Source organism: Paenibacillus sp. FSL M7-0656 (assembly GCF_038003225.1).
Lineage (GTDB): Bacteria > Bacillota > Bacilli > Paenibacillales > Paenibacillaceae > Paenibacillus > Paenibacillus amylolyticus.
The window spans coordinates 6952699-6978810 of record NZ_JBBOOT010000001.1 but is presented as its reverse complement, the minus strand read 5'-3'; the positions used below and the strand labels follow the sequence as shown (position 1 = coordinate 6978810).

Genomic DNA, 26112 nt, shown 5'->3' with positions numbered 1-26112 from the left:
TCCTTTGATCTCCCGCTTCATGCAGGTTGATATAATGCAATGGAATAATGAAACCCTTCGTTTCATTAAACGTAAAATGTGAAATCGCTTATTGGGCACCCGGGCCAAATTGATGAACCACGTAAGGTGTAATTGTAGCAAAACCTTCTGCAAACGGGATGAGACTGCGTTGTCCGAGCAAGGAATCGCGGGCTCTTACACGTTCAATATACCCTTGATTCAATGGCGTCGAGACCGCTCCGTCTCTCAGTTCGAATTGGGAACGATAAGAGAGCAGTGATGCTTCTTTTTGCTCATAGTGTTCCGTAATATCGACAATCAAATCCGTAGGCCCGATGTCATTAATAAAGTAAAAATAAAGTTCCTTCACCTGCAAGGCAGGCATGTCCGGCATATAGTTGCGAAGCTTAGCGTTAAATACAGCCTCCTGCACAAGCTTACTGCAATTGACATGATCCGGATGACGATCTTCCCAATACGGAGCAAACACCATCCGAGGGGCATGACGCCGTATCTCAGCCGTCACCGCCTGTACATGTTCAGGCGTAAGATATAAGCCACGATCAGGAAGCCCCAGATTCGTTCGACACGAAAGACCGAGGACGCGGGAGGCTTGCTCCGCTTCCTCGGTTCTGCGCTCTACTGTTCCGTTGGAAGACATCTCAGCACGAGTCAGATCACACACGCCTACTTTCAAGCCGGCAGCGGTATGTTTGGCAATCGTTCCACCCATACCAATCTCCGCATCGTCTGCATGTGCTCCAAAGATGAGAATATCCAGACTCATTCGGAATCACCCGAATTCAATCCAGCCTCCGGCTTGTATTTATGTACCAGCTCTCTCCAGGCAAAATCGCCACGATCCAGAGCCTTGACCAGAATCTCAGCAGTTGCAATATTTGTGGCAAGTGGAATACCCTGCACATCACAAAGACGCAGCAACGCATTAATATCCGGCTCGTGAGGTTGTGCCATCAATGGATCTCGCAAGAAAATAATCAGATCCATCTCATTTTGCGCAACCAAAGCTCCAATCTGCTGATCTCCGCCCAATGGGCCTGATTCGAATCGGTGAATCTTCAGAGACGTTCCTTCCATAATACGAAGGCCTGTTGTTCCTGTAGAATATAATTGATGGTCCGTAAAAACAGGCTCATATGCCGTCACGAAGTTAACCATCTCTTCTTTTTTACGATCATGGGCGATAAATGCTATTTTCAACATGACAATCTCCTTTAGTCGATAAAGTGGTCAAATCCGTAGATCATACCTGTATACTCCATAACCTTTTGCACACCAATCTTAACACCAGGCATATAACCTGCGCGCTCGTAGGAGTCATGCCGAATTTTTAGTGACTGTCCATAGTCTCCGAAAACAACTTCCTGCTGCGCGAATACACCAGGCAATCGTACACTGTGAATTCGGAAACCATTGTAATACCCGCCTCGTGATCCTTCAATCGTTTCTTCTTCATTCGGATTACCTTGACGAAGTTCTTCCCGATTGGCAGCAATCAGTTCCGCTGTTTTGATCGCAGTTCCTGAAGGAGCATCCAGCTTCTGATCTCCGTGATATTCGATGATCTCCACATTTGGCATATGTTTGGCAGCCTGTGCTGCGAATCGCATCATCAAAATGGCACCAATCGAGAAGTTAGGGGCAATAAGCCCTCCAATTCCTTTGTCCTGGCACTGCTTGTCCAACTGTTCGATCTGCTCCGGCGTGAAGCCAGTAACACCCATGACAGGTCTGACTCCATGACGGATCGCGATCTCAGTATGTGCAAACGCAAATTGTGGTACTGTAAAATCAACCATAACCTGAGGTTTTGTTTCGGCAAAAGCCATTTCGATATCATCAGTCACCAGCACCCCACACTCTGGCAAACCAACAAGGGTTCCTGCATCCGTGCCTGCTCCGGAGCGGTTGACAGCCGCTGCAAGCTCCAATTCCGGGTCCTGAAGTACCAATTTCACAACTTCACGGCCCATACGGCCAGCCGCTCCGATCACGGCAACTCTGATTACTTCACTCATATTGACTGCATCTCCTCACTATGTTGGATCATATCGTAGAATCCATTTCAACTCGAAAGAAATCTTTGCAAAATGAATTCTTATTGAATGGATTTCATACGTTGCTTGATTTCCTGTAACATCTGATGCAGTTGCCCATTCTGCGGATCCAGCAAAATCGCCTCACGTAGCGCCTGAATTGCATAGTCAAATTCATTCAAATCACTGTAAGCCAGCGCAAGCATAACATGAGCTTCCACTGAGAGCGGATCAAGTTTGACCGCTTCTTGCAGAAGCGTAGACGCTTCCACATAGCGCTCCTGTGTTGCAATACCCGCCTGCTCCAACAGCAACTTCGCTCTGGAGGTCAATTGTTTTGCTTCCAACGTCTGCAGATGCAAAATATACTCTTCTGTTCCTGGCGACAATTCAACCGACTTGCGCGCATATTCAAGCGCTGGAACCAGATGTTTGCTGCGGGCGTGTGTAATGGAACAGCGATAATATAACTCCGCATGTTTTGGATGAGCGTGAATGGCTGACTCGAACCAACGAATCGCCTGCTCAAAATCATTTTGCAATATACAGCGGTAAGCCTGCTGCATATATTCTTCCGGTTTCATCATTAAGCTGACCCTCCCCGATCGGGTGATGGTACAGCATATGTAATCTACGCCTAATCGGTGTTTTTGGGAGTCCACCGATTGGCATCGCGGGTGTTAAATTTATGCATGACTTTATCGTGCGCCTCAGCCAGATCAATTCCCAGTGAGTTCGCAAAACAAATCGTGATAAATAAAATATCTCCAAGCTCAAGTTCAATGGAATTGGCTGCTTCGGAAGATTTCTTCGGCTTCTCGCCGAATTCATGATTCACTTCCCTGGCGAGCTCCCCAACCTCTTCAGACATCCGGGCCAACATGGCCAGAGGACTGAAGTACCCCTCCTTGAACTGGGAGATATACTGATCAACCTCACGCTGCATTTCTGCGATGCTTTTCTCCATGAGAACGGATTCTCCTTTGAAATGATGTCGTATTTGTTCCTAATAATATCAGTTATTTAGATTCACTTCCACCATCATCAGCGACAAATCATTTTTAAAGAATCAATAAACAGGTATACTAGATGGGAATGATTGCTTCTTCATTCTAATTTATCTACAGCGAGGGATCTTATGAGCACTGCCAAAACCTGGATACAAGTTAAACTGGTTCTTCCCATCGTACTGGGTACAGCCTTATATGCCTTTGGGCTCCTCTATTTCATTATCCCCAACCAGCTTATGGAAGGTGGCCTCACCGGGGTTACGGTGCTGATCAATTACGCTTTTGGCATCTCACCTTCACTTACAACCTTGATTCTGAATGTTCCCCTCTTTCTGATTGGGCTCAAAATTTTGGGCGGCAGACAGATGATCTATACGGGTATCGGAATCGGGGCACTGACCGTTTTTCTATGGTTGTTTGAGAAGTTGATTCATCTGGGCTGGATTGAACCATTACATACCGAGAATGACCTCCTGCTCGCAGCCCTATATGCAGGTGTCACCCTTGGAGCCGGCCTTGGCATTGTATTCCGTTGGGGCGGAACGACGGGCGGTTCAGACATCATTGCCCGTATTCTGAACCGCAAGTATGGATGGAGCATGGGCCGAGTATTACTGGGCATCGACTTTGTCATTATCGGGCTCTCTCTCATCTACATCCCCAAAGAAAAAATTCTGTACACGCTTGTAGCTGTATTCATCGCCTCCAAAGTCATCGACTTTATTCAGGAAGGTGCATATTCTGCCCGGGCATTTATGATCATTAGTGACCATGCACCCGAGATTGCGGACCAGATCACACGGGATATGGATCGTGGTGTCACCCTCATTCCAGCCATTGGCGCGTACTCTAAACAGGCCAAACACATGGCCTACTGCGTGATCTCCAGGCAAGAGTTCAGGCGACTGCAGACCATTGTACGTTCCATTGACCCGAGAGCTTTTGTCATCATCAGCGATGTTCACGATGTACATGGCGAAGGTTTCAAAGAAAGCTGATATATCACAGAAACTACAAGAAAACCTCTTTTTACATGAAGAGCCGTTAGCGTGGCTATTCATGCGGAAAGAGGTCTTTTTTTATATACCACTTATAGACCAGGATCAAGTTCATGTTCTATTAACGCCGAAAAGGAAAAATCCCCTGCTGCTGCGCACGATATTTACGATATCCGGCGTAACTAAGCGTTGCCACAATGACCGAACTGATGAGCAACCCGGCCGCCCTGCGATCAGGGCCCTGTACAAATGGTACGAAAGCACTCTCATCCTTCTCCCGACCAAATAACTGGTTCACCAGTTCCTCACCATGGCCCACCATGCTCTTTAACTGAGCCAGATCTGGCTGCTTTGCATTGGTAAGCCCTTTGGTATGAGATAACCAAGCGTCCATCTGAGCAATTTCATACGGTTCACGGCGAATCAGTGCGGCAGGACGAATCGTCTCATAATGCTCCTCCAGAACGGTATAGCGGTTTGCCAGTACGGCCGCAGTTTGCCCTTGATTTGTAGCAGCGGATAAAGCGTCCAGATCGTTTTTCACGATTTTATAATACTGAAGCCATAAAGGCTTGGTTGGATTCGCGAGACTATCTGCTGCAAGTCTGAGTTTGGCTGAGGACTGCTGAAGAGAAGCATCGTCATTTTTCACCTTCACAACGGCTTGTTTCACTTCAACTATGGTTTCGGACAAGGCGTGTATGCCCTCGACTGTTGTTTGTCCCTCAAAGGAGATATGCTCCAGACTTTTACTGATACGCAGAATGCTTCCTCGCACTTCTTCAATATTATTCTCGAGCGCCTGCCGATACAATATGGCTGCTTCCTCGTTCAGTTGTGCAATTGAATTGCTTGTGGACACTTGCTGATCTGAATTCGAATTCAATGCTTCACTTTGCGCGGATACACGATATGCTAAGTTCGTCCACAGCATTATAGCTATAAACGATACCACCAATAAGCCAGTTTTGATCCCAAACGTTCTCTTCATGGACATCCCTCCCACCACCAATGTATGGCGGGGGACAGTTCATTAGAACAAGCTCAAGATCGGATATCAGGTTCGTTTCGCCTGTCTTAAGGCCAGCCACGCGCACAGAATGCTTACCAGTGTTAGTCCGAATGTGAAATTACGCACACCATCTACATGATCATAGAGGGAAGCGGGTAACCAAGGGTAAATATCATATGTATAATCCATCGTATCGTTCAACAGCGTCCAAAGACCTGCAACGACAAGGGAAGCCCAGCGGAAGCCGAAAAAGCGTACATAAATAAGAGCTTCAATGGCCATCGCACTATGCGAAGCAATCAACATCCAGTCTTGCCAGTGCTGTGTACCGCCTTGCATCCAGCCAGCGAAAATAATGGATACGGCCCACACGCCATATTTCACAGATGTAACCACGGCAAGCGCCTGAATCACATGTCCGATCCGTTTGATAATGATGGACCGTGGTGGGTACAAGACCCATAACAACGCTAAAGTAAAAAACAAACTCGCTGTTGGGCTATCCGGCACAAATACGATCTGCCACACCGGCTGCTCAGCCAGCGTCAATTTCATTTGCTCTCCGTACCAGATGTATCCGTATACCGTTCCTACCGCATTACACCAAAATAATAGCCACAGGAAATAACGATTGGTTAGAAATTCTCTACTCCAGAAATACGATAAAGCCACATTCCCTGCCCCTTCCTTCATCAATATTGTGCACGATACAGTGCTGTCCAAAAAAACACTTCAAAAAAACCTGACCGCATAAACGATCAGGTTTCATTGGTTATTTCGATTTTACTGTTCTGCTTTCTGTTTCGCAAGCCATTCGGTCAGATGAGTAATCTCTTCATCCGTGACGCCTTGAGCAATCGCTTGATTGTACATCGCAGGCATCTCGTTATAACCATCTTTAATGATGGTCAGAATCTCTTCCTGGCTGTGCTTGTCACCCACACCCCGAAGTGAAGGTCCACTTGCGCCCTTCATATCAGCCGCATGGCAGCCAATACATCCAGCCTTCTTGTACGTTTCCATTGCAGGATCATCCTGTTCCACGATCGCAACTTCTTCTTGCTGTCCAGGTGCATTGGAAACGGGTGGGAGCCCCTGTTCACGCCTCTCCAGCGCTTCTTCTTCACGTTGAATATGTTCAGGCTTCTGTCCACTTGCTTCCAACTCATGCTCGTAGTGCGTCCACGCTACATTTGTCAGGTAGAATACAGAAATGACCGACAAAATCATCAGTGATGAAGCAATTGGGCGTTTATAGAAACGCCGCTCCTTGCCTGTATCCAGGAATGGTGCCAGCAGCAAAGCTCCAAAAGCGACTCCGCTGACCCCCAGTACCCCGAGCAAAACGTAATCGCCCGATGCGTATGGATACTTCAAGTACTGATACAGAAAAAGGAAGTACCAGTCCGGCATAGGAATTACGGATGCGCTCGGATTGGCCGGATAGCCTAAAGGTGCAGGTTCTGAGATCGTGAGAACCAGAATCCCCACCAATACAACGACACCAACCATCCATTCTTTCAGCAGGAAGTTGGGGATAAAGGCTTCTGATTTGCCGGGATACGCCGTGTAATCAGGAGGGGTAATAAATCCCGACCCTTTACGGACCCGTGAATCACCGACAAAGATAACCTTTTCCTCATCATCCTTCTTATGTCCGTGAGCCATTGCGATTCCTCCCTTCTCAGTTTATAGTGGTCCCGAAATGCCCTGTCTGCGGATCATGATAAAGTGTCCGACCAGAAGCACCAGAAGCACAGCGGGGAGGAAGAATACGTGCAGGGCAAAGAATCGGGTTAGTGTCTGTGCACCAACAATCGTACCGCCTTGCAGGAATTCTTTAATAATCGGTCCCAGCCAAGGAACCGTATTGGCAATCTCCAGTGTTACTTTTGTTGCAAAATAGGCTTTGTTATCCCATGGCAACAAGTACCCTGTCAGCCCCAGGCCCAACATGACGAAAAAGATCAGCATGCCAACAACCCAGTTCATTTCACGCGGTGCCTTGTAAGAGCCTGTAAAGAACACACGCATCGTATGTAAGAACATCATTACGATAACCAGACTGGCTCCCCAGTGGTGCATGCCGCGAACAATTTGGCCGAAGGCTACTTTGGTCTGCAGGTACTCCACACTAGCGTAGGCATTGATAATATCAGGTACATAATACATGGTCAGGAACATGCCTGACAGAATCTGAATAACAGTAATAAAGAACGTCAATCCACCAAAGCAGTACACGAATGCGGAAAAGTGATGAGCCGGATTTACATGCTCTGGAACTTCATGATCCGCAACGTCCCGCCAGATTGGCGTGATGTCAAGACGCTCGTCAATCCAGTCATAGACATTTTTAAACATCTGCGTTCACGCCTCCTAATTCACTCGGGTGTTCGGAACAATGTCGCCCAGATATACCCAACCCTGCTCTTCCTTGACTACGTACTCATCCAGCGGTTTGGGGGCTACGGCAAGATTCTTCCCTTCCTTGTCATAGTGCGCGCCATGGCAGGGGCAATGATACTCGTCAGGGTATTGCTTGTCACTATTCCAGCCTACTGTACATCCCAGATGTTTACATATAGGTGAGAGTGCATAAATTTTACCCTGCTCGTCTTTGCGAATCCACGCCACTAACGATGCATTACTCAGATACCAACCATCCTGTTGTTTAAGTTCAAAGGTGAATTCTTGAGGCTCATTCGTAATTTTGCTGATTTCAGCTACTTTGACAGAGGTGCCTTCTCCCTTATGTTGCAAAATCGGGTCCACCGCAAAACGGACCATAGGAAGGATTGCACCGGCGGCCATGTAGGCTGTAGCTCCACCAAGCGTGTACGTCAAAAACTGCCTGCGTGACATCTCCATGCGGCTTGGCAATTTCAATGAAGCTTCGTGGTCATGCTCACTGCTCATACTGTCTCCAACCCCCTTTTTCAGCCAACTCTCTCAAACGTTTTCATTTTCATAAATTCCACGACTTACTAGAACATACATAATCATATAGTAGCCCTAGAACACCGTCAAGAATTTGTCACACATTTTTAAGGTTCAATTGTAAGCGTTATTAAAAAATTGTTGTAAAATTGTCACATTTGTCGCTAAAAACTATTTTTTCCACAACTCTCGTATCTTTTCCCCTATAAATCTCGCAATCCCTTCTTCTCCGACCTCATGAGTTAAGACGGACCGACTCAAAACCAGATCAGCAGCTGGAATTTCCATGCCATCCAAATGACCATCCGATGACATAATAACCACATATTTGAATCCTGAGGATTTAAGCTGTTCGGACAAGGAATTTAATGTCATTGACAATTCCGAATTAGCATAATGAAAGGCTGGATAAGTCATGATTCTCCCTTTGAAAGGAATTTCGACCAGATCCAGAAAATCTCTCAGCCGCTCCAACGCCTCGGTAGCTTCAACTGGCGACTGCTCACCGCTAAGAGCTGTGTATGGAATAAGGCATGTATCCAGATAGAGTTGCAGTTCAGCCCAGCTGTCTTGAGTCATCTCACTGAATTTCAATTCCCTATATCCCCTCTCTATCCATTTTATTCCCATATTATATATGACTATATCTTATAAATCCAGACATTCATTTCGGAATTACACATATCAAAAAAAGGAAACACGCATCTGCGCATTCCCTTTTATCTCAGAAAGGAACTATTTTGCTAATCAGTTTATGGTCCTCAGTTCATCCGTCAGACTCCGGAAAGCTACTTCGTCTCCGGTAGCTAACGCTTTATCGATTTCCAAATAGAGCTTCTCGCTGCGCTGTTTGCGAAGCGCTTCGTCCCAAACCATCTCAGCTGCCAGCCCCAACATGACTTCATACGTAACTTTCATTTTATCCAATAGGATGCACCTCCAAAACGGATTTAAGAGCTCCTATATTCTTTTCCTTTGGTAACATAACCCAGTGAAGTTCTGGACATCCGCTCCAGATCGGCATCAGTCAGCTCACGTATCACTTTGGCAGGTGTCCCCAAAGCAAGAGTATAGGGCGGAATTTTACTATTCTCAGTAACAACAGAACCGGCTCCAATCAGCGTATATTCGCCAATATCGGCTCCATTCAGCAGAATGGCTCCCATGCCGATTAATGATCCTGTTCCAATACAACAACCATGAATGATCGCTGTATGTCCTACTGAGACATCATCTCCCACAATCAAAGGTTGATCAGTATTGACATGCCCGACAACGTTATCTTGAATATTACAGCGCTTTCCAATGATAATAGGAGCCAAATCAGCCCGCAGGACTGCATTGAACCAGACGGAAGACTCTTCTCCCATTCTCAAATCACCGATCAGTTTTGCACCTTCAGCCATATATACCGAAGGGTGTAACTGAGGTTGTAGACCTTTGTATGGAATTATGATTATTATCACTCCTTAATTTGGGAGTGATTTTAGCAACTTGTCCTTCACTTGTCAAACATAATAGGCGTAATGTCTCCTGAGATGGAGCGACAGGATGCAGCAAGACGTGTGCCCCAGGCTGTCATTTGTATAGTCCTGCCTTCCTCATGTTCCCCAATACGGACCATGCCAAGATGCAACATCATTTTAACAATTCTGTTATCATAAATGGCCTCGGCCGTATCATAGTAAAACGGCTGAATGAACGGACCGATCTGACGAAACAGCGACTCGGCGGTTGACCATTCTTGGGCACATTCGCCTGTCCAATACACAATAGAGGACAGATTGGGAATAGCACCTTTATACAATCTTAACCAAAACCTAAATAGCTGTATCATTTCGGCTGTTTTCTCAGCTCCCAGCTTGTCTTCTCCAGCTGGTGATAACTTCAGCGTGCCTTGCTCCTCACGAACCAGCCGATGGTGAAATGCATAGTCGTACAGAAGTGCGAAACGATCCGGGTAATCCTTGAAGGAACGGCCATATCCGAATCTCCATCCACCTTTGCCCACCAATTCCTCACTAATGTGCAGATGCTCCATAATCTGCTGTTGAGAGCGACGGTACATCATGCCTTCAGCGTTAAGGGCAATTTCGTGTTGCTGGACAAACTGCAGGAACAACTTGAGATCATCCGCTAAGAGATGATACTCATCCCGATACATGGGTGGCTCCGTTGTTTTGGTAATCCCTGCTCGCAGATGTGTGGATAACACATCCCTGAATCTTAATTTCAGATCCTGGGGTACCTGATACAAATACCTGGTCTGCTGCGTTGTCCCATTGAACAGCCATCCACTCTTATTGAAGCGAACGATGAGATCACGTGGACTCGCGCCAGCCTCACTCTCCTTTTTGTCCATCGATTGACGGGCTATGGCAATGAGTTCTTCCATACCATAATACTGGCGAGGATCAAACAACAAGTTGTTCAAAAAGCGCTGATCTGCTTGATTCAGTTGACGTACCTGCTGCTCAAAAAAGGGTCTGCTGCCCAATGTAGTGAGAATACTCTGGATGAGTTCATGTTTGGAATTGGGCTTGCATTCACATTGGTAATAGTCTGCTATTCGATTAAGCTGGCCAATATCGGCAAAAGTAAGCATATCCGCTAGATTCATGGGTCCATCGCCTCGCCCGTTAACTACTTCGACTACTGATTCAGAGCCTGAAATAGTTTGGTTTTGTAAACATCGTTGACGGAATTCCCATAATCTAAACCTCTTTTTGGAAATCTTTTATGTTTTAAACCATACTATGCCCCGAGTTGGTCAATCAGAAGAAAAATGAGAGGTTTGAAATCATATACAGTCTTTATTTCCCCATAAAACGCAAAAAAAACAACCCAAGTTGGATTACTCAGGTTGTTTCGCTGTGTCCAAAGACAGATGTCGTGTGCAATTATATAACAGTGGACTCCAGTCATCACGTTCCTTTTCCAGGATCGTCAGTGACAGGTTTCCAATCCGTTCTGTATACCGATCTTTAAACAAAGCTGTTAAAAGGTTGGCTAAGAAAGCTCCGTGAGTGACAATGAGTACGTTTTGGTCAGAATAGGCCGACCATAGATCTTCCAGAAACGCCAGTGCACGAATCTGGATATCCGCTATCTGCTCCTGTCCCAAGTCTAATGTCTCCCAGGCTTGGCCCCAACGGGCAACCCGTTCTTCTGAAGTCAGACCTTCAATCTGACCAAAAGCCCTTTCTTTCAACCGTGCGTCTGGCTTGAGCAAAGGTACATTCAACAGCTTGGAGATAATCTCCCCTGTTTCCTGTGCCCGCGATAATCCACTTGTGATGATATAGTCCCATTGGTATTCTTCCGTCAGCAGACGTCTTCCCAGGCGCTCTGCCTGTTCACGACCTTCTCCATTCAGAGGAATATCCGTCTGACCCTGTATACGGCCCGCCGCATTCCAGTCTGTAAGACCGTGACGAATAAGCCCGATTCGCACTTACATCCCTCATTTCTCCACACGGCGAACGAAAGGTTATTACCTATGCACTCGCACCTTGTTTGCGTTTATTCGTTGTTCGATGCATACGTCCAAGAGAAAATAACGCCATTCCTATTGCAAGTAAAGAGAGGGCCATCCAATACTGCGGATATGCAGGTCCCATGCTCACAACAAAAGGTTCTATGATACTTCCTCTGTCCGCTCCAGTCATGTTGTACTGATACATTCCAGAGGACGATGATCCGCTTCCGGCAACCCCTGTCTCCAGGATACCCGTAGTAACAACTTTGGTTTGCTCAGCTTCTGATACATCTGGCTTAAACATTGCCATATACAGAAAGCTGCATAAAAAAATAGCCAGGAACGCGGCAATCCACAAAGACATATGCTTGCGGATCACAGCAGAGAAACGATTAACCTTTACCTCTTCCGGCAGTAACCATGGAGACTCCGCGTAGATCCGGTCCATAACGTTACGGTTCACTCTCTCTGCTTGTTGTTCTGTCACTGGAACCGGAATGCTGTGCAGCAAGATCTGAGCTTCTTCCCAGACCTCAAACTGCTCGGAGCACTCTTCACAACCAGCGAGATGAGCATGAAATGCAATCCGCTGAGGATGAGTTTCCGGCAAGTCCCAGACCAGTGCAAACAGTTCCTGGGCTTCATTGCAATTCATCGGTTCTTCATCCCTTCATATGGCTCGTACACCGGTTCGAAGAAATAAGGTTCCAATTGAGTTTTTACGCTTGATCTTGCTCTGAATAATAGCGATTTCACAGAACTGACGCTCTGCCCAAGAATATTCGCAATCTCTTGGTAGTCTAGTTGATCATACTCACGGAGTATAATCGCAGAACGCTGCTTCTCCGGCAAATTGTTAATCGCATCCCTAACCAGCATCACCCGCTCGCTGCGTAGTACAGCATACTCCGGTGTATTCTCCGAAGGAGCAACGGGAACAATCCCGCTCTCTTCAAGTGGGACATTTCCGCTACGCTGTTTGCGAAGCTCACTCAGTACCGTATTTCTCGCAATGGTATATAACCATGTTGAGAATGAGGCATCCACCTCACGGAAAGAGTGCAGACTGCGGAACGCCTTATAGAAAGTCTCAGAACAGAGATCTTCCGCAAGCAGCTCCATATTGGAACTTTTCAACATATGATATACGAAAGCCAGTATTTTACGCTGATAACGACTCATCAGCTCGGAATATAACTCCAGGTTACCTTCCTTGATCTCTCGAATCAACTGGGAATCCGTCATTTGAGTGCGACCCCTCCTCGCCCATCCATGTGCTTCTCCCCGTTCGACTCTATCCATGTATTACCGAACAGGCACAAAAAAGTTGCGGTTCTCACCGCATATAAAAAGCGTTCAGCGCCATAACTGGCCTTCCCGCCAAATTCCCCTATGTAATGGCAATTTCCCCAACGTTTCTACATTAACAGTATTTATTGTACAACGGTCTGCATCATCCTGGCAAATCCATTGGCATCCACAAAACCCGACCTGTCATTCATATGCGGTCATTTTCACGTTCATGACTTCATTTTGAGCCTTTTTGGTAACCCTTGCTTATATAGACGGACGATATACCGAAAAGGTTACAAAAATGTGATATTTATTGGATCTAAGGTATCCTAACAGATTAAGGAGGGAGATGTAAATAGAGGATGTAAGTTCAAGTGTAACTTTTAACATATCAATGCCTTTCCCATAACTTTTTAAGACAAAAAAAAGACCGCTTACATAAGCGGCCATTGCTCACGTGGAGCAATACAGTTATTGGATAGGAGTGGAGAGAAACCATACTGTACCCTTATTATATGTATACGTTTTCATTTTGTCAACACTTTCAGTAAAATTGTTTGAATTAATTATATCTTTCGGTAAATCAGGATAATACATCCTTTTTTTTCTGTGACTGAAAATCAAATAACAACTCCAATATAACCTTACAAAAAAGAGGGCTTTCGCCCTCTTTCTCGTCTTATATCCACACTTGATAGCCTAAGGAATCCAATAACGTCTTGGCTCGTTCCATATCTTCTTCCTGACGGAAAGACAGACGCATAATGCCCGGCACATCCACCCGGTTTTCGATAATCTCCAAGTTGCTCAAGTTGATATCATTCGCCCCAAGCTCAGTTGCGATCTTACCGATCATACCCGGTGCATCCTGGACATCAGTATACAGATCAAATAACGGCGAAATCATGCCTTTGCGTCGTTCTGGTAATATACTGCGGAACTCGCGGGCCTGACGGAATGCCTCCTCTATGCCTTCACCGTTCTTATGCTCCAGCATATCCGTAAAGGCCATCATCTGGCTATTCCAGTCCTTAAGCAAGCCCAGCAGTACATCACGGTTGCTAAGCAAGATATCTCTCCACACAATCGCATCACTGGACGCAATCCGGGTAATATCCCGGAAACCACCTGCAGCCAGCATTTTATACAGTGGATTCGACTCATTATATTCACGCACCTGATTCACCAGTGCAACAGCAATAACATGTGGCAGATGACTAATCGCCCCCACGATGTCATCGTGCAGCAGAGGCTCCACACGCACGATCTGTGCCCGCGTATACGCAAGCAGCTCAGACAGCCTGCTGTAGGCTTCCTCAGGTACATGTTCTGAAGGGGTTAAGACATAGTATGCATTCTCAAACAACACAGCTGAGGCCGCATCTACGCCTGCACGCTCCGACCCTGCCATAGGATGACCACCAATGAAGTAAGCGTCAGTCAACCGCACATGCTCGGCACAAGCGGCAATGGAAGCTTTAGTGCTTCCTACGTCCGTGATGATACATCCTTTTTTCAATGGCAGCTTGGAGAGCTTTTCGAAATAGGATTCTAGCAAACCTACGGGAACGCACAAAAAAATAAAGTCGGCATCCTCTACCGCTTCTTCCAGAGAGAGCGTAGCATCATCCACTACACCGCTCGCTATGTACTTGTCCTTCAGTTCATCCAAGTGGGCGTAGCCCATCACGGTTACATCTGGCTTGCCTTTGAAGCAAAGCGCCAGTGAACCGCCGATGAGTCCTACACCAATCATTGCAATTTTTAGTTTCATGGGTCCTCACTCTTTCATCGCCAGTATTAAGGGCGTGCTACCGCCTTCTCAGCCAGCGTGTTCTCCAGTGCCGTGACAAATGCACGGTTCTGTTCTGATGTTCCGACGGACACACGAATGTAAGTTGGGTATACGTGAAATCCTGAGCGAACGATAATGCCTTGTTTGAGCAAGGATTGGAACGCATTTGCCGAAGGCATATTCAGGTCAACCATAATAAAATTACCCTGTGAAGGGAAATACGACAATCCGAGCCGTGTAAATTCATTTTGCAGGTAATCCCGATCCGTTGCATTCCGCTTCGAGCACTCTTGAACAAAATCCTGATCCAGTAGTGCAGCTTTTGCCGCAACCTGTCCAAAACGGGAAGTGTTAAACGGTTCACGTACACGGTTAATCAAATCAATAACTTCGGGACGTGCAATACCATATCCGATCCGAAGCGAAGCCAAACCGTAAATTTTGGAGAATGTCCGCAGGATGACCAAGTTCGGATACCGTTCGATCAATGGTATACTTTGCGGGTATGCTTCATCGGTTACGAATTCATAATAAGCTTCGTCCAGTATGACCATCACATGAGCAGGCACACGGTCCATAAAGGCTGTAAGTTCCTGCTCGGAGATAATCGTACCTGTCGGATTATTTGGATTACACACCCATACTGCTTTGGTTTTGTCGTTAATTTGCGCGAGCATCGCGCTCAGATCATGCGTGCCATCTTTCAGAGGCACTTCGATGGACACGGCCCCCTCAATATCTGCATTGCTTTTATATACAGAAAATGTCTGATCTGCCATGATGGTCTCGTCACCCGGCAAGAAGAAAGCTCTCGTGATCAAAGCAATAATCTCATCGGAACCACAACCAAATATTAAGTTGTTCCGTTCAACCCCAAGATGCTCGGCAAGAACTCCCGTCAGCTCAACCGAGCTACCGTCTGGGTATATGCTTATATTCGTCATTTCTCTCGTAATGGCTTCCAGGGCGGCAGGAGAACTGCCGTACGGGTTTTCGTTGGAGGCCAGCTTGATGACTTGTTCAAGCCCCAGTTCACGTTTCACTTCTTCAATCGGTTTGCCCGGCTGGTACACAGGCAGATTGACAATCTGGGATTTCGGTTTCAACCCGACCGCCTCCTGTTATTGAAATAATGTTAGACACGAATCAGCGTGCACCTTACGTGTCCAAAAGATGTCCTTTCAGGACTCTCTATCCCTTTAATTGTGCCACAAAGTTGCGAATTTGCAACAGGCCCGCTACACGCGTATCCGGATTTTCAAGCAGAGGAATCGCATCTTCCACCTGACGAACAATGGCACTACCTACAACAACGCCATCGCAGATGCGGGAGAAATGTGCCACCTGCTCATGACTGGAGATACCAAAACCCACCGCTACAGGGAGGTCTGTCAGACTTTTCACCGTCTCAATAAAGCTCTCTACGCCATCAAAGAAAGAAGCTCTCTCTCCGGTTACCCCAAGGGATGATACACAATAGATAAATCCCCTCGCGCCCGTTACAATCCGCTCAATCCGGGCATTAGATGTAGGTGCAACAAGCGGCACCAGATGCACACCAGCACGATTTGCGCGTTCTCGCATCTCTTCCGCTTCCTCAATTGGCAGGTCCGGAATGATCATGCCACTAATATCGTGTTTGACCAATTCATCAAAGAATACATCCAGGCCTGTCTGCAATACCGGATTATAATAGGTGAACAGTACAAACGGCAGTTTCACACCTGCCTTACGAGCTTTTGCAGCGGTTTCCATCACAGTACGAATGGTAATCTGGCTTTTCAGCGCACGTTCGGAAGCGCGCTGAATGACTGGGCCATCTGCAAGCGGATCGGAATAGGGAACACCCAGTTCCAAAATGTCCGCTCCAGCCTGTTCAAGCTCCTTGATGATATCAATCGTTGTATCCACATCCGGGTCTCCCACGGTTAAAAATGGAATAAGTGCCGTGCGATTCTGTTCCTTCAATTGCTGGAAGGTCTGGTCCATCAGATTCATCCCAAGTCACCTCCCGTGTATTTCATGATGGATTCAACATCCTTGTCTCCACGTCCCGACAGACAAATGACTACAATATCATCTGCTGTAAGTTCAGGCGCCAGTTTGACAACTTGAGCTACCGCATGTGCAGACTCCAGAGCAGGAATGATTCCTTCCGTCCGACATAGGAGTTGCAGGGCATCCAGTGCTTCCTGATCCGTGATCGGTACATATTTTGCCCGTTCAATATCCTTGAGATAGGAATGCTCCGGACCAACACCCGGATAATCAAGTCCGGCCGAGATGGAATGCGCTGGCTGAACCTGTCCATACTCATCCTGCAACAGGTAACTCATAGATCCCTGGAATACACCATGCGTACCTTTGGTCATCGTTGCAGCGTGATACTCGGTTTCGACCCCTTTGCCTGCGGCTTCAACACCAACAAGCTTCACATCCTGATCACCGATAAATGGATAGAACATACCGATCGCATTACTTCCTCCACCAACAGCGGCTACAATTACATCCGGCAAACGCCCTTCGATCTCCTGAATCTGACGACGGGTCTCATCACCAATCACACGTTGGAAATTCCGCACCATCATCGGATATGGATGAGGACCAACCACTGATCCGAGCACATAGAACGTATCCTCTACATTGCTGACCCAGTAGCGAAGTGCTTCATTACCAGCATCCTTCAGTGTCCGTGTTCCGGACGTCACCGGAATTACTTCTGCTCCGAGCAGCTTCATCCGAAATACGTTTAACTGCTGACGCTCTGTATCTTCTTCGCCCATAAATACTTTGCATTCCAGTCCAAGCAATGCGGCTACGGTTGCGGTCGCAACGCCATGTTGACCTGCACCCGTTTCGGCAATAACTTTCTTTTTGCCCATCCGTTTGGCAAGCAAACCTTGTCCAATGGCGTTATTAATTTTGTGCGCGCCTGTATGATTGAGATCTTCACGTTTCAGATAAATTTTCGGTCCGCCCAATCGGCGTGACAATTGCTCTGCATGGTACAATGGCGTTTCACGTCCAGAATACTCGCTTAGCAGATAGTTCAGTTCCTTGTTAAATTCCTCATCTTTAGAGAAGTGGCTATATGCCTCCTCCAACTCTATGAGTGCGTTCATTAGTGTCTCAGGTACAAAGCGGCCTCCGAAGTGACCGAAACGCCCGTGTTGATCCGGCAATTGATGTGTCATGCCTGCTTCACCCTTTCTACGAATGCTGTAATTTTGGCAATATCCTTCACACCTTCAGTCTCCACGCCGCTGGATACATCGACGCCGAAAGGTGCATATGTCTGTATTAGTTGTTGTACATTGTCCGGCTGCAACCCTCCTGCAACGAACAGAGCAATTCCGCGACTTTTCGCCCATTCAGCATAGGCAGGGATTCGCTCCCAGGCAAACGTTTTCCCGGAGCCCCCTCCATATAGAGGATCATGGGTATCAAGCAATATCGCATCCACGTATTTATCATAAGTATCAAGAGCCCTTATGGCTGCATCATCAGCTTCCGGTCCCGTTTCATCTTTGGGAAAAGAAAAAACTTTGAACACTGCGGCATTCCACCGCTGCTTCACCTGCTGGCAAAATTCCGCAGTCTCCTGTCCATGCAGTTGAATAACATCCAGCTGAGCAATGTCCATAATGTGTTCCAGTTCTTCGAGCGCAGGATTCACAAATACACCCGCAAGCTTCGGCCGATCATAGGTAGACCATTCGAACAACACCGTTCTTAATGCAGCAGCCTGCTCGGGTTCGATTCGGCGGCGTGATTTGGCAAAAACAACACCAATGTAATCCACAGGCAAGTTTATCATCGATTTTAGCACTTCAACGTCCTGAAGTCCACATATTTTTACGGCCGCTGGCAGCGGGTTTCTCAGTTCTGACATACTGTCGCCTGTGCCATCGTGTAAGGAAGTATTCATCATTTGGGTCCCATCAGATCATATACAGCCGCCTCGACATCATCCTTGCGCATGAGATGCTCACCTACGAGAATACCATGAACACCGGCCTGGATCAGAGGTACAGTTGATTCTGGTCCGTCAATACCACTTTCGCTAATCAAGGTAACGCCACTTGGAATCAATTCCATCAAATCCAGTGTCGTGTTCAGACTGGTTTCGAATGTTTTCAAATTACGATTGTTGATGCCCACAAGTGTTGCCTGCGGAATCTCCAATACCTGCTCCAGTTCTGTTCGATCATGGACTTCAATCAAGGCATCCAGCCCCAAACTTTTGGCAAATTCCAGATATTGACGAATCTGTTCAGGTGTCAGAATACTGGCAATCAGCAATACCGCGTCCGCACCCAGCAATCTTGCCTCGGCAATCTGTCGTTCATCTATAATAAAATCCTTGCGCAATAGCGGAATGTTCACCGCTTGATGAATCGCCTGCAAGTACTCATTGCTCCCTTGAAAATACGACACATCTGTTAATACGGAGATGCAGTCTGCACCTGCTCGTTCATAAGCGGCAGCAATCTCTACCGGATGAAAATCCGGACGGATCAACCCTTTGGACGGCGATGCCTTCTTCACTTCAGCAATAAGGCCGAGTTTGCGATTGCGTCCGCTTGATAGTGCTTGTTCAAACCCCCGAGTTGCGGGTAGTTGTTCGATTTTTTGGATAGCTTCATCCATGCGAAATGTCTGTGCAAGAACTTCAACTTCTTTATGTTTGGTTGCAACGATTCGATCAAGATACATGACTGTACGCCTCCGTTGTATGAATTAACTGTTCAAGCTTCCCGGCAGCTTTGCCCGAATCTACCGCTTCTGCGGCAAGTGTCACCCCTTCAGCAATGCTATCTGCAAGACCGGATACATAGATGCACGCTCCGGCGTTCAACAGAACGACATCACGATAGGCACTCTGCTCACCCTGGAAGATCCTCTTAATAATTTCGGCATTCTGTGCCGCATCTCCTCCAAGTACCGCTTCGAGCGGATGCAGAGACAAACCCATATCACGTGGATCAATATCATAGGTGTGCACTTCACCATTGCGAAGTTCAGATACCTGAGTTGGTGCCGAAATACTGATTTCATCCAGACCATCATGGCTGGCCACAACCAACGCTCTTTTGAGACCAAGACGATTCAGTACTTCAGCAATCATCGGCGTCCGGGAACGATCATACAGGCCAAGCAGTTGGCGATCTGCTCCCGCAGGATTCGTTAACGGTCCGAGCATATTGAAAATGGTACGAACCCCCAGCTCTTTTCTTGGTCCTGCTGCATGTCGCATGGAAGGGTGATATACCTGGGCAAAACAGAAGCAGATTCCGATATCATCCAGACATTGTCTGGCCTGCTCCCCGTTCAGATGGATATTTACACCGAGTGCCTCTAATACATCTGCACTACCCGCTTTGCCTGAAGCTGAACGGTTGCCATGTTTGGCGACCCGAACCGAGACGGCCGAAGCAATGATCGCGGATGCTGTGGAAATGTTGAATTTGTGAATACCCGATCCACCTGTTCCACAAGTGTCCAGCAAGCCGCTGCCATCCGTTAGAATTCGTCCGCCCTGACCACGCATGGCTTCAGCAAAACCGGTGATCTCATCTACCGTTTCACCCTTCATCCGTAGCGCCATCAGCAAACCTCCGATTTGAGCCGGCGTTGCCTCACCTCTCATGATCGAGTACATCAAATCTCTTGCTTCGGCTTGCTCCAGATGGCTGCCCTCTAGAATCTTCGCCAGGCCATTTTTCATGCCTTCCTCACGAGTAATCTCAGCAATAGGGGTTACAGGGTTCTCATTCATTATTGGGTTTATGTTCATCTCCGGTCTCTCCTCTCTCAGTTCTTAGCGGCCGCTGGTGTGACAAAGTAGTCTGCATTCGCCAGTCTCAACGTGCTGTCCTTTTCTTTGGCAGGAAACATTGCTTCTGCTGTTCGAATCGCCTTGAGCAATGCTTTAGCTTTGTTAACCGTTTCCTCATATTCATTCTCAGGCACAGAATCCCATACGATTCCCGCTCCGGCCTGTACATATGCTTTTCCTTTTTTAAAAATAATCGTACGAATCGTAATACAGGAGTCCATGTTACCCGAGAAACCAAGGTATCCGATGGCTCCTGCATAAGCACCCCGTGCCTCTTTCTCCAGTTCCGCGATAATCTCCATTGCACGCAGTTTCGGTGCTCCGGATACAGTACCCGCTGGCAAGCATGAGAGAAACGCATCGAAGAAATCCTTGTCTTCTCTAAGCTCGCCCGTAACGTTGGATACCATGTGCATAACGTGAGAATACCGTTCAATCTCCATGAACATGTCACACTTCACACTGCCGAAGCTGGATACCCGGCCCAGATCGTTACGACCCAGATCAACCAGCATCAGATGCTCCGCGCGTTCCTTCTCATCCTGGAGCAGATCAGCAGCGAGTGCACGATCTTCCGCTTCTGTTGCCCCTCTTGGACGTGTGCCTGCAATCGGTCGTGTTTCCACACGATTTCCATCCACCTTGACCAAAGCTTCAGGCGAAGTACCCACGATAATCTCATCATCCATTTTGAGGTAGTACATATAAGGTGATGGATTCAGGGTCCGAAGCACACGATACACGTGAAGCGGAGAAACTTCCGTATCAATGTGGAAACGCTGGGATAATACCACTTGAAAAATATCACCTGCGCGAATGTAATCTTTGGCTTGCTCTACATTACCGATAAATTGCTCCTTCGTGAGGTTGGAGCGAATATCCCCCAGTTCCACGTCTCCCGGAATGGAACGCGGATTCAGGTTCTCCCCTGGTCCTTGCTGTTGCAAACGTTCTGCCGCCTGCTCCAGCTTCTCCGAAGTCACTGCATACGCTTGGCGTATCTCATCATCCGTTGCACCGTCCTTAACGTGTACATTACCAACGAGCAGCATCTGCTGCTTCACATGGTCAAACACGATAATCTGGTCACAGAACATAAAGCGAATGTCATCCATATTCAGGTCATCCAGCGCGTGAGCTGGAAGTTTCTCATAATAGGACAGCAGATCATATCCGAAGAAACCAATTGCCCCACCTGTGAATGGTGGCAGTTCATCATCTTTTGGACTGCGATACTTACGCAGCAGTGCTTTCAGTTCTTCGATCGGTTTACCTGGCAATTCACGGGTCTTCCCTGCTTCTTCTACAACAATCCGGCCCTTCTTGGCCGAAATCATCAGGAACGGATCTGTACCGATGAACGAGTATCTCGCCCATTGGATACCGCCCTCTACACTTTCCAACAGGAATGCCCGGTCGTTGTCAGCATAACGGCGGAATATTCGAATCGGAGTCTCCATATCTGCCAGAATCCGTTTGACTACCGGAATCAGATTATACTCATTCGACATTTTCAGTACTTGATTAACGTTTGGCGTTATCATCAGATCACGTCCTTTCAGATTTAGGTAGAAGAAAAGGTTATATGTACAAAAAAACCTCTACCATCAGGTAGAGGTTTGGTTATAAGCTGTATTTAACAGGGTGATGCTTCATAAATAACAAGTCCCTATACTTCGCTGTCGGATTATTCACAGGTCGCTGAATTGATGCATCTCACATCATCCAAATCGGGAAAATAAATTAGTTATAACACTTCAACTACTCATTCCAATATTACGTAAAATATAGGAGAGTGCATTGATTGTGTTTGTACCAAAATATATCAAAACAAAAGATGTCCTATGACACGTTTGTTTTCCCTGTTCCTGTTACCTATTCCGTAGCACGACGTACCGTGAATCAGTTGACCGGTTTCTGTTGCCCCGGTTACCACCCACTGGACTCTGCTATATACTCCACTAGCTCAGCTGCTCTCAGCTCAATCTCTACTCTACTCAACTGGTTCTCACTATACATCATTATGATCGGTTTGACAACCCACTACTTAAGAACCAGAAGGTGTTGCCAAATCCGGACGTAATGCCTGTGCACCGTTCAGATACACATGGTTGATTTCATTCTGAGCTTTGTTTGTATTGACATGCACCATGAAACGAATGCACTGCGCCAAGGCACCTTTAACAGGAACCTCCAGTGCACACATTAGTGGTACGAGTTCCCAGCCATCCAGTTGGCGAATAGCTTTTGCCGGGAAAGCAGCATCCAGATCCCCAGTTAACGTAATCCACACACTGCAGATATCTTCCGGTTGGATCTCATTGCGATCCACGATCTCCTGCAACAATACTGCCGTTTCCTTCAAAATCTGTTCTTCGTTGTTCTGCGTGACTGTTGTAGCCCCGCGAATTCCCCGTGTGACCATCGCTGTTATTCTCCCTTCCTGAGCATTTCAATGACGTCCCGAACTGCCGACACAGGTACGTCCTTCACAATTCTTGCAGCCCCAATCCGATCAGGAATGATAAACACCATATGACCTTCACGGAACTTTTTGTCATGCATCATCGCTTCCATTAATGCATCCGTGTCGAGATGCGCAGGCATCGTTGTTGGAAGGCGAAGTGAACGCAACATGCGGACCGTATCTTCATAGAGCCCTGCTGGCGCACCAAGCTTCTCACCAAGCAATGCTGATCCAGCCATACCGATCGAGATCGCTTCTCCGTGCAGAAATTCTCCATAACCGGCAATCGCTTCAATGGCATGACCAATCGTATGTCCCAGGTTCAACAACGCACGTTCTCCATTTTCACGTTCGTCTCTGGATACAATCTCCGCCTTAATGCCACATCCACGTTCCAAGCCGTATCCAAGTGCTTCCGGATTAAGCGCAAGCAGTTCTTCCGCATGTTCCTCACACCAATGTGCAAAAGCCTCATCACGGATCAGCCCGTGCTTCAGCATCTCTGACAACCCTGCCGATACATCTCGTGGCGGCAAGGATTGAAGTGTGTCCACATCATAGAGCACTAGCTCGGGTTGGTGGAATGCACCAATCATATTTTTGGCCAGCGGATGATTGACAGCCACCTTGCCGCCTACACTGCTGTCATGCGCCAAAATCGTTGTAGGTACTTGAACAAACTTGATTCCACGCATATATGTAGCGGCAACAAAACCAGCCAGATCACCTACGACACCACCACCTAAGGCCAGAATCGCAGAACTCCGATCCAGTTTGCCTTCAATAGCAACGGTCATCATATCCTGGTACACCGAAAGGGATTTCGATGTTTCACCAGAGGGTACAACCGCCGATACGACTGTATAACCAGCCGTACGCAGCGTTTGCTCCAAACCTGACAAGTATTTGGGAGCCACATTTTCATCTGTAATGATGAGTAACGGACTTTTTTTGGTCAACCCATATTGCTCAAAATATTGAGGGGCTTGTGCCAATAGACCGCTGCCAATCAGAATCGGATATGAGCGTTCCTCCAACTGTACCGTCAGCTGACGCATATTAGTAATTCTCCAGTTGAGCGTTATAACTAGCAACATTGGCACGGATCTCTTCCATGGAATCCCCGCCGAATTTCTCCAGGAATGCTTTGGCAATTTCCCACGCTACAACATGCTCCATAACCACACTCGCTGCTGGTACAGCACAAGCGTCCGAGCGCTCAACCTGAGCCGTAAATGCTTCTTTTGTATCGATATCGACACTTTGCAGTGGCTTATACAACGTTGGGATCGGCTTCATCACACCACGTACAACGACTGGCATACCGTTTGTCATACCACCTTCGAATCCACCCAAACGGTTGGTTGCCCGGTGGTAGCCGCGCTCATCCGTATGCATGATTTCATCATGCACCTGTGATCCTCGAATGACTCCGGCTTCGAATCCGATACCAATCTCTACACCTTTGAATGCATTAATGGACATTACGCCTTGAGCGATTCGTGCATCCAGTTTGCGATCGTATTGAACATAACTACCAAGACCAATAGGTACACCTTCAACGATACATTCCACTATTCCTCCGATGGAATCGCCTTCTTGTTTAATCTGGTCGATGTAGGCTTCCATCTTCTTCTCTGTCTCAGCATCCGTAACACGTACAGAGGAAGCTTCTGTTACTGCGATCAGTTCATCAATCGGAAGGTCCTGATATGGAGCTTCGATCTCTCCAATGCGAAGTACACGTCCAGCTACCTTGATTCCGAATTCAGCCAGGAATTGACGTGCAATGGCACCACATGCCACACGTACCGTTGTCTCACGTGCACTGGAGCGCTCCAGTACGTTACGCAAGTCTTTAAGATTATACTTGAGCCCACCGTTCAGATCAGCGTGTCCGGGACGTGGACGATGAACGCGACGTTTCTCTTCGTCACTGCCTTCAATCGGCTCAATATTCATAATATTCTGCCAATGTTTCCAGTCGTTATTTTGAACAACCAGCGCTACCGGAGCACCTGTTGTATATCCGTGACGGATACCACCAACGAAATTCGCCTGATCCTTCTCGATCTGCATCCGGCGTCCACGGCCATATCCCTTTTGGCGGCGGTGAAGCTGGAAATTCAGTTCTTCAAAATCAATTGTCAAATTACTTGGCAATCCTTCAATAATAGCGGTCAATTGGGGTCCGTGCGTCTCCCCTGCGGTTAAATAGCGTAAACTCATAATACGTTCCCCCTTTAAACTGTTAAACTTCACATTGCTAAAATCCCATAATTTCTTTGCTTATTATAGTATAGCTGACCGGCTTTGACAAGAAAGTCGGCTCTTTCTTGTACTTGGTATACAAATAACCGCCTGAACACATGTACATGTGCTTCAGACGGCTGAACAACCATTATCATTATTTTTTCCGATAGAAGAATGTCTCTGCTGTCTCCAGACCATATTGTCCCGGGGAGAAGATCTGCTCCGTACTACCCACAAACAAAATACCGCCTGGACGCAAACTTGCTGCAAATTTGTGATACAACAGGTTTTTGGCTTCCTCGGTAAAATAGATCATGACATTTCGGCACACAATCAGATCGTAACCATCGTCAAAACGGTCCACCAGCAAATTTTGTTTCATGAACTTGATCGAATTTTTGAGTTGCTCATCAATACGGTATACCAAGCCATCCTGCTTGAAGTAACGGTTCGCCGTTTCCTTTGGCACATCCTTAAGCGAGCGTTCCATATAACGCCCTTCCTTGGCTTTGGCCAATGCACCTTCATCCAGATCACTTGCCGTAATGGAGCTGTCCTTCAAAATGCCCATCGTGTCCAGAATCATGGCAAGTGTGTAAGGTTCTTCACCTGTTGAACAGGCCGCACTCCAAACTTTAGCACGACGCTTGGACCCCAGCAGCTCAGGCATGATCTCGTCCCGTAGCACTTCCCAACGATTGGGATTACGCCAGAATTCCGACACGTTAATCGTCATACGATCAAGGAATTCGTAAAACAATGATTTATCTTTCTGCATAGCTTCAAAAAAGTTAGAAAATGTATGAAACCCGTTTTTGTTGCGAAGTGTGGTCAGCCTTCTTTTCATCTGGCCTTCCTTGTATTGAGCAAGATCAATGCCTGTGCTCTCTTTGATTTTACGAATGAATCCGGTGTAATCCGGGTCTAGTAGTTGTTCTTGCTCCAGCATCGTGTATCACCCTTTTGGCTAATA

General features: G+C 47.1%; 30 protein-coding genes. 1 reads left to right on the top strand and 29 read right to left on the bottom strand.

Annotated elements, in window-relative coordinates; all coding sequences use genetic code 11:
* Positions 1-88: 88 nt before the first annotated feature.
* The 5 genes from bshB1 to MHI01_RS30635 all read right to left on the bottom strand — a co-directional run bounded on the left by bshB1 (position 89) and on the right by MHI01_RS30635 (position 3024).
* Positions 89-787: a bacillithiol biosynthesis deacetylase BshB1 gene (gene bshB1 / locus MHI01_RS30655; protein WP_076317443.1), complete on the bottom strand. Its 699-nt coding sequence runs from the start codon at positions 785-787 to the stop codon at positions 89-91.
* Positions 784-1224: a methylglyoxal synthase gene (gene mgsA, locus MHI01_RS30650; RefSeq protein ID WP_017687735.1), complete on the bottom strand. Its 441-nt coding sequence runs from the start codon at positions 1222-1224 to the stop codon at positions 784-786. Before mgsA ends, bshB1 begins: the two co-directional genes overlap by 4 nt.
* An 11-nt stretch (positions 1225-1235) precedes the next feature.
* Entirely contained in the window at positions 1236-2039 is an 804-nt protein-coding gene (gene dapB / locus MHI01_RS30645) for a 4-hydroxy-tetrahydrodipicolinate reductase (RefSeq protein ID WP_036607633.1), read from the bottom strand.
* Positions 2040-2119: 80 nt separating this feature from the next.
* The gene (locus MHI01_RS30640; RefSeq protein WP_017687733.1) at positions 2120-2644 is read right to left on the bottom strand and encodes a tetratricopeptide repeat protein; all 525 of its coding nucleotides are present in this window, start codon (positions 2642-2644) and stop codon (positions 2120-2122) included.
* 50 nt (positions 2645-2694) lie between these two features.
* Positions 2695-3024 (bottom strand): nucleotide pyrophosphohydrolase, encoded by a 330-nt coding sequence (locus tag MHI01_RS30635; protein ID WP_017687732.1) that lies wholly within the window; start codon positions 3022-3024, stop codon positions 2695-2697.
* A 171-nt stretch (positions 3025-3195) separates the two neighbouring features.
* Between MHI01_RS30635 and MHI01_RS30630 the strand changes: the two genes are divergently transcribed.
* Entirely contained in the window at positions 3196-4065 is an 870-nt protein-coding gene (locus MHI01_RS30630) for a YitT family protein (protein ID WP_036607636.1), read from the top strand.
* A gap of 121 nt (positions 4066-4186) precedes the next feature.
* Here MHI01_RS30630 and MHI01_RS30625 read toward each other — a convergent pair whose 3' ends face one another.
* The 24 genes from MHI01_RS30625 to MHI01_RS30510 all read right to left on the bottom strand — a co-directional run bounded on the left by MHI01_RS30625 (position 4187) and on the right by MHI01_RS30510 (position 26088).
* On the bottom strand, positions 4187-5056 hold the full coding sequence (locus MHI01_RS30625; protein ID WP_282320923.1) for a sporulation protein YpjB: 870 nt from the start codon (positions 5054-5056) through the stop codon (positions 4187-4189).
* Positions 5057-5122: 66 nt separating this feature from the next.
* Positions 5123-5749, bottom strand: coding sequence for a DUF1405 domain-containing protein (locus tag MHI01_RS30620; protein WP_091018277.1), 627 nt, complete (start codon positions 5747-5749; stop codon positions 5123-5125).
* 111 nt (positions 5750-5860) lie between these two features.
* Positions 5861-6745: a menaquinol-cytochrome c reductase cytochrome b/c subunit gene (locus tag MHI01_RS30615; RefSeq protein ID WP_340984790.1), complete on the bottom strand. Its 885-nt coding sequence runs from the start codon at positions 6743-6745 to the stop codon at positions 5861-5863.
* Positions 6746-6766: 21 nt separating this feature from the next.
* Positions 6767-7438: a menaquinol-cytochrome c reductase cytochrome b subunit gene (gene qcrB, locus MHI01_RS30610; RefSeq protein WP_017687726.1), complete on the bottom strand. Its 672-nt coding sequence runs from the start codon at positions 7436-7438 to the stop codon at positions 6767-6769.
* Positions 7439-7453: 15 nt separating this feature from the next.
* Complete coding sequence (locus MHI01_RS30605) at positions 7454-7993, bottom strand: QcrA and Rieske domain-containing protein (RefSeq protein ID WP_036607648.1); 540 nt, start codon at positions 7991-7993, stop codon at positions 7454-7456.
* 192 nt (positions 7994-8185) lie between these two features.
* Positions 8186-8608, bottom strand: coding sequence for a DUF2487 family protein (locus MHI01_RS30600; protein WP_282320922.1), 423 nt, complete (start codon positions 8606-8608; stop codon positions 8186-8188).
* Between the two features lie 153 nt (positions 8609-8761).
* Entirely contained in the window at positions 8762-8941 is a 180-nt protein-coding gene (locus MHI01_RS30595) for an IDEAL domain-containing protein (RefSeq protein WP_017687723.1), read from the bottom strand.
* 23 nt (positions 8942-8964) lie between these two features.
* Positions 8965-9471: a gamma carbonic anhydrase family protein gene (locus MHI01_RS30590; RefSeq protein ID WP_036607653.1), complete on the bottom strand. Its 507-nt coding sequence runs from the start codon at positions 9469-9471 to the stop codon at positions 8965-8967.
* A gap of 44 nt (positions 9472-9515) precedes the next feature.
* Entirely contained in the window at positions 9516-10634 is a 1119-nt protein-coding gene (locus MHI01_RS30585; protein ID WP_036607656.1) for a hypothetical protein, read from the bottom strand.
* Between the two features lie 234 nt (positions 10635-10868).
* Positions 10869-11468: a histidine phosphatase family protein gene (locus MHI01_RS30580; protein WP_076328398.1), complete on the bottom strand. Its 600-nt coding sequence runs from the start codon at positions 11466-11468 to the stop codon at positions 10869-10871.
* A 43-nt stretch (positions 11469-11511) separates the two neighbouring features.
* Entirely contained in the window at positions 11512-12147 is a 636-nt protein-coding gene (locus tag MHI01_RS30575; protein WP_340984789.1) for an anti-sigma factor family protein, read from the bottom strand.
* The gene (locus MHI01_RS30570) at positions 12144-12737 is read right to left on the bottom strand and encodes an RNA polymerase sigma factor (RefSeq protein WP_036607662.1); all 594 of its coding nucleotides are present in this window, start codon (positions 12735-12737) and stop codon (positions 12144-12146) included. Before MHI01_RS30570 ends, MHI01_RS30575 begins: the two co-directional genes overlap by 4 nt.
* A 727-nt stretch (positions 12738-13464) precedes the next feature.
* Complete coding sequence (locus MHI01_RS30565) at positions 13465-14559, bottom strand: prephenate dehydrogenase (protein WP_340984788.1); 1095 nt, start codon at positions 14557-14559, stop codon at positions 13465-13467.
* Positions 14560-14585: 26 nt separating this feature from the next.
* Positions 14586-15686: a histidinol-phosphate transaminase gene (hisC, locus tag MHI01_RS30560; protein WP_340984787.1), complete on the bottom strand. Its 1101-nt coding sequence runs from the start codon at positions 15684-15686 to the stop codon at positions 14586-14588.
* Positions 15687-15771: 85 nt separating this feature from the next.
* Positions 15772-16578: a tryptophan synthase subunit alpha gene (gene trpA, locus MHI01_RS30555; protein ID WP_340029067.1), complete on the bottom strand. Its 807-nt coding sequence runs from the start codon at positions 16576-16578 to the stop codon at positions 15772-15774.
* Complete coding sequence (gene trpB, locus MHI01_RS30550; protein WP_074095639.1) at positions 16575-17774, bottom strand: tryptophan synthase subunit beta; 1200 nt, start codon at positions 17772-17774, stop codon at positions 16575-16577. The genes trpA and trpB overlap by 4 nt, the downstream gene beginning before the upstream one ends.
* Positions 17771-18472 (bottom strand): phosphoribosylanthranilate isomerase, encoded by a 702-nt coding sequence (locus MHI01_RS30545; protein WP_340984925.1) that lies wholly within the window; start codon positions 18470-18472, stop codon positions 17771-17773. Before MHI01_RS30545 ends, trpB begins: the two co-directional genes overlap by 4 nt.
* A gap of 35 nt (positions 18473-18507) precedes the next feature.
* Entirely contained in the window at positions 18508-19296 is a 789-nt protein-coding gene (gene trpC, locus MHI01_RS30540; protein ID WP_340984786.1) for an indole-3-glycerol phosphate synthase TrpC, read from the bottom strand.
* On the bottom strand, positions 19286-20326 hold the full coding sequence (gene trpD / locus MHI01_RS30535) for an anthranilate phosphoribosyltransferase (RefSeq protein ID WP_091034830.1): 1041 nt from the start codon (positions 20324-20326) through the stop codon (positions 19286-19288). The genes trpC and trpD overlap by 11 nt, the downstream gene beginning before the upstream one ends.
* A gap of 68 nt (positions 20327-20394) precedes the next feature.
* The gene (trpE, locus tag MHI01_RS30530; RefSeq protein ID WP_036607674.1) at positions 20395-21963 is read right to left on the bottom strand and encodes an anthranilate synthase component I; all 1569 of its coding nucleotides are present in this window, start codon (positions 21961-21963) and stop codon (positions 20395-20397) included.
* Between the two features lie 503 nt (positions 21964-22466).
* Positions 22467-22844, bottom strand: coding sequence for a chorismate mutase (gene aroH / locus MHI01_RS30525; RefSeq protein WP_036607677.1), 378 nt, complete (start codon positions 22842-22844; stop codon positions 22467-22469).
* 5 nt (positions 22845-22849) lie between these two features.
* The gene (gene aroB, locus MHI01_RS30520) at positions 22850-23944 is read right to left on the bottom strand and encodes a 3-dehydroquinate synthase (RefSeq protein ID WP_036607679.1); all 1095 of its coding nucleotides are present in this window, start codon (positions 23942-23944) and stop codon (positions 22850-22852) included.
* Between the two features lies 1 nt (position 23945).
* Complete coding sequence (gene aroC / locus MHI01_RS30515) at positions 23946-25115, bottom strand: chorismate synthase (protein WP_017687707.1); 1170 nt, start codon at positions 25113-25115, stop codon at positions 23946-23948.
* Between the two features lie 178 nt (positions 25116-25293).
* The gene (locus MHI01_RS30510; protein ID WP_127549785.1) at positions 25294-26088 is read right to left on the bottom strand and encodes a CheR family methyltransferase; all 795 of its coding nucleotides are present in this window, start codon (positions 26086-26088) and stop codon (positions 25294-25296) included.
* Between the last annotated feature and the right edge of the window lie 24 nt (positions 26089-26112).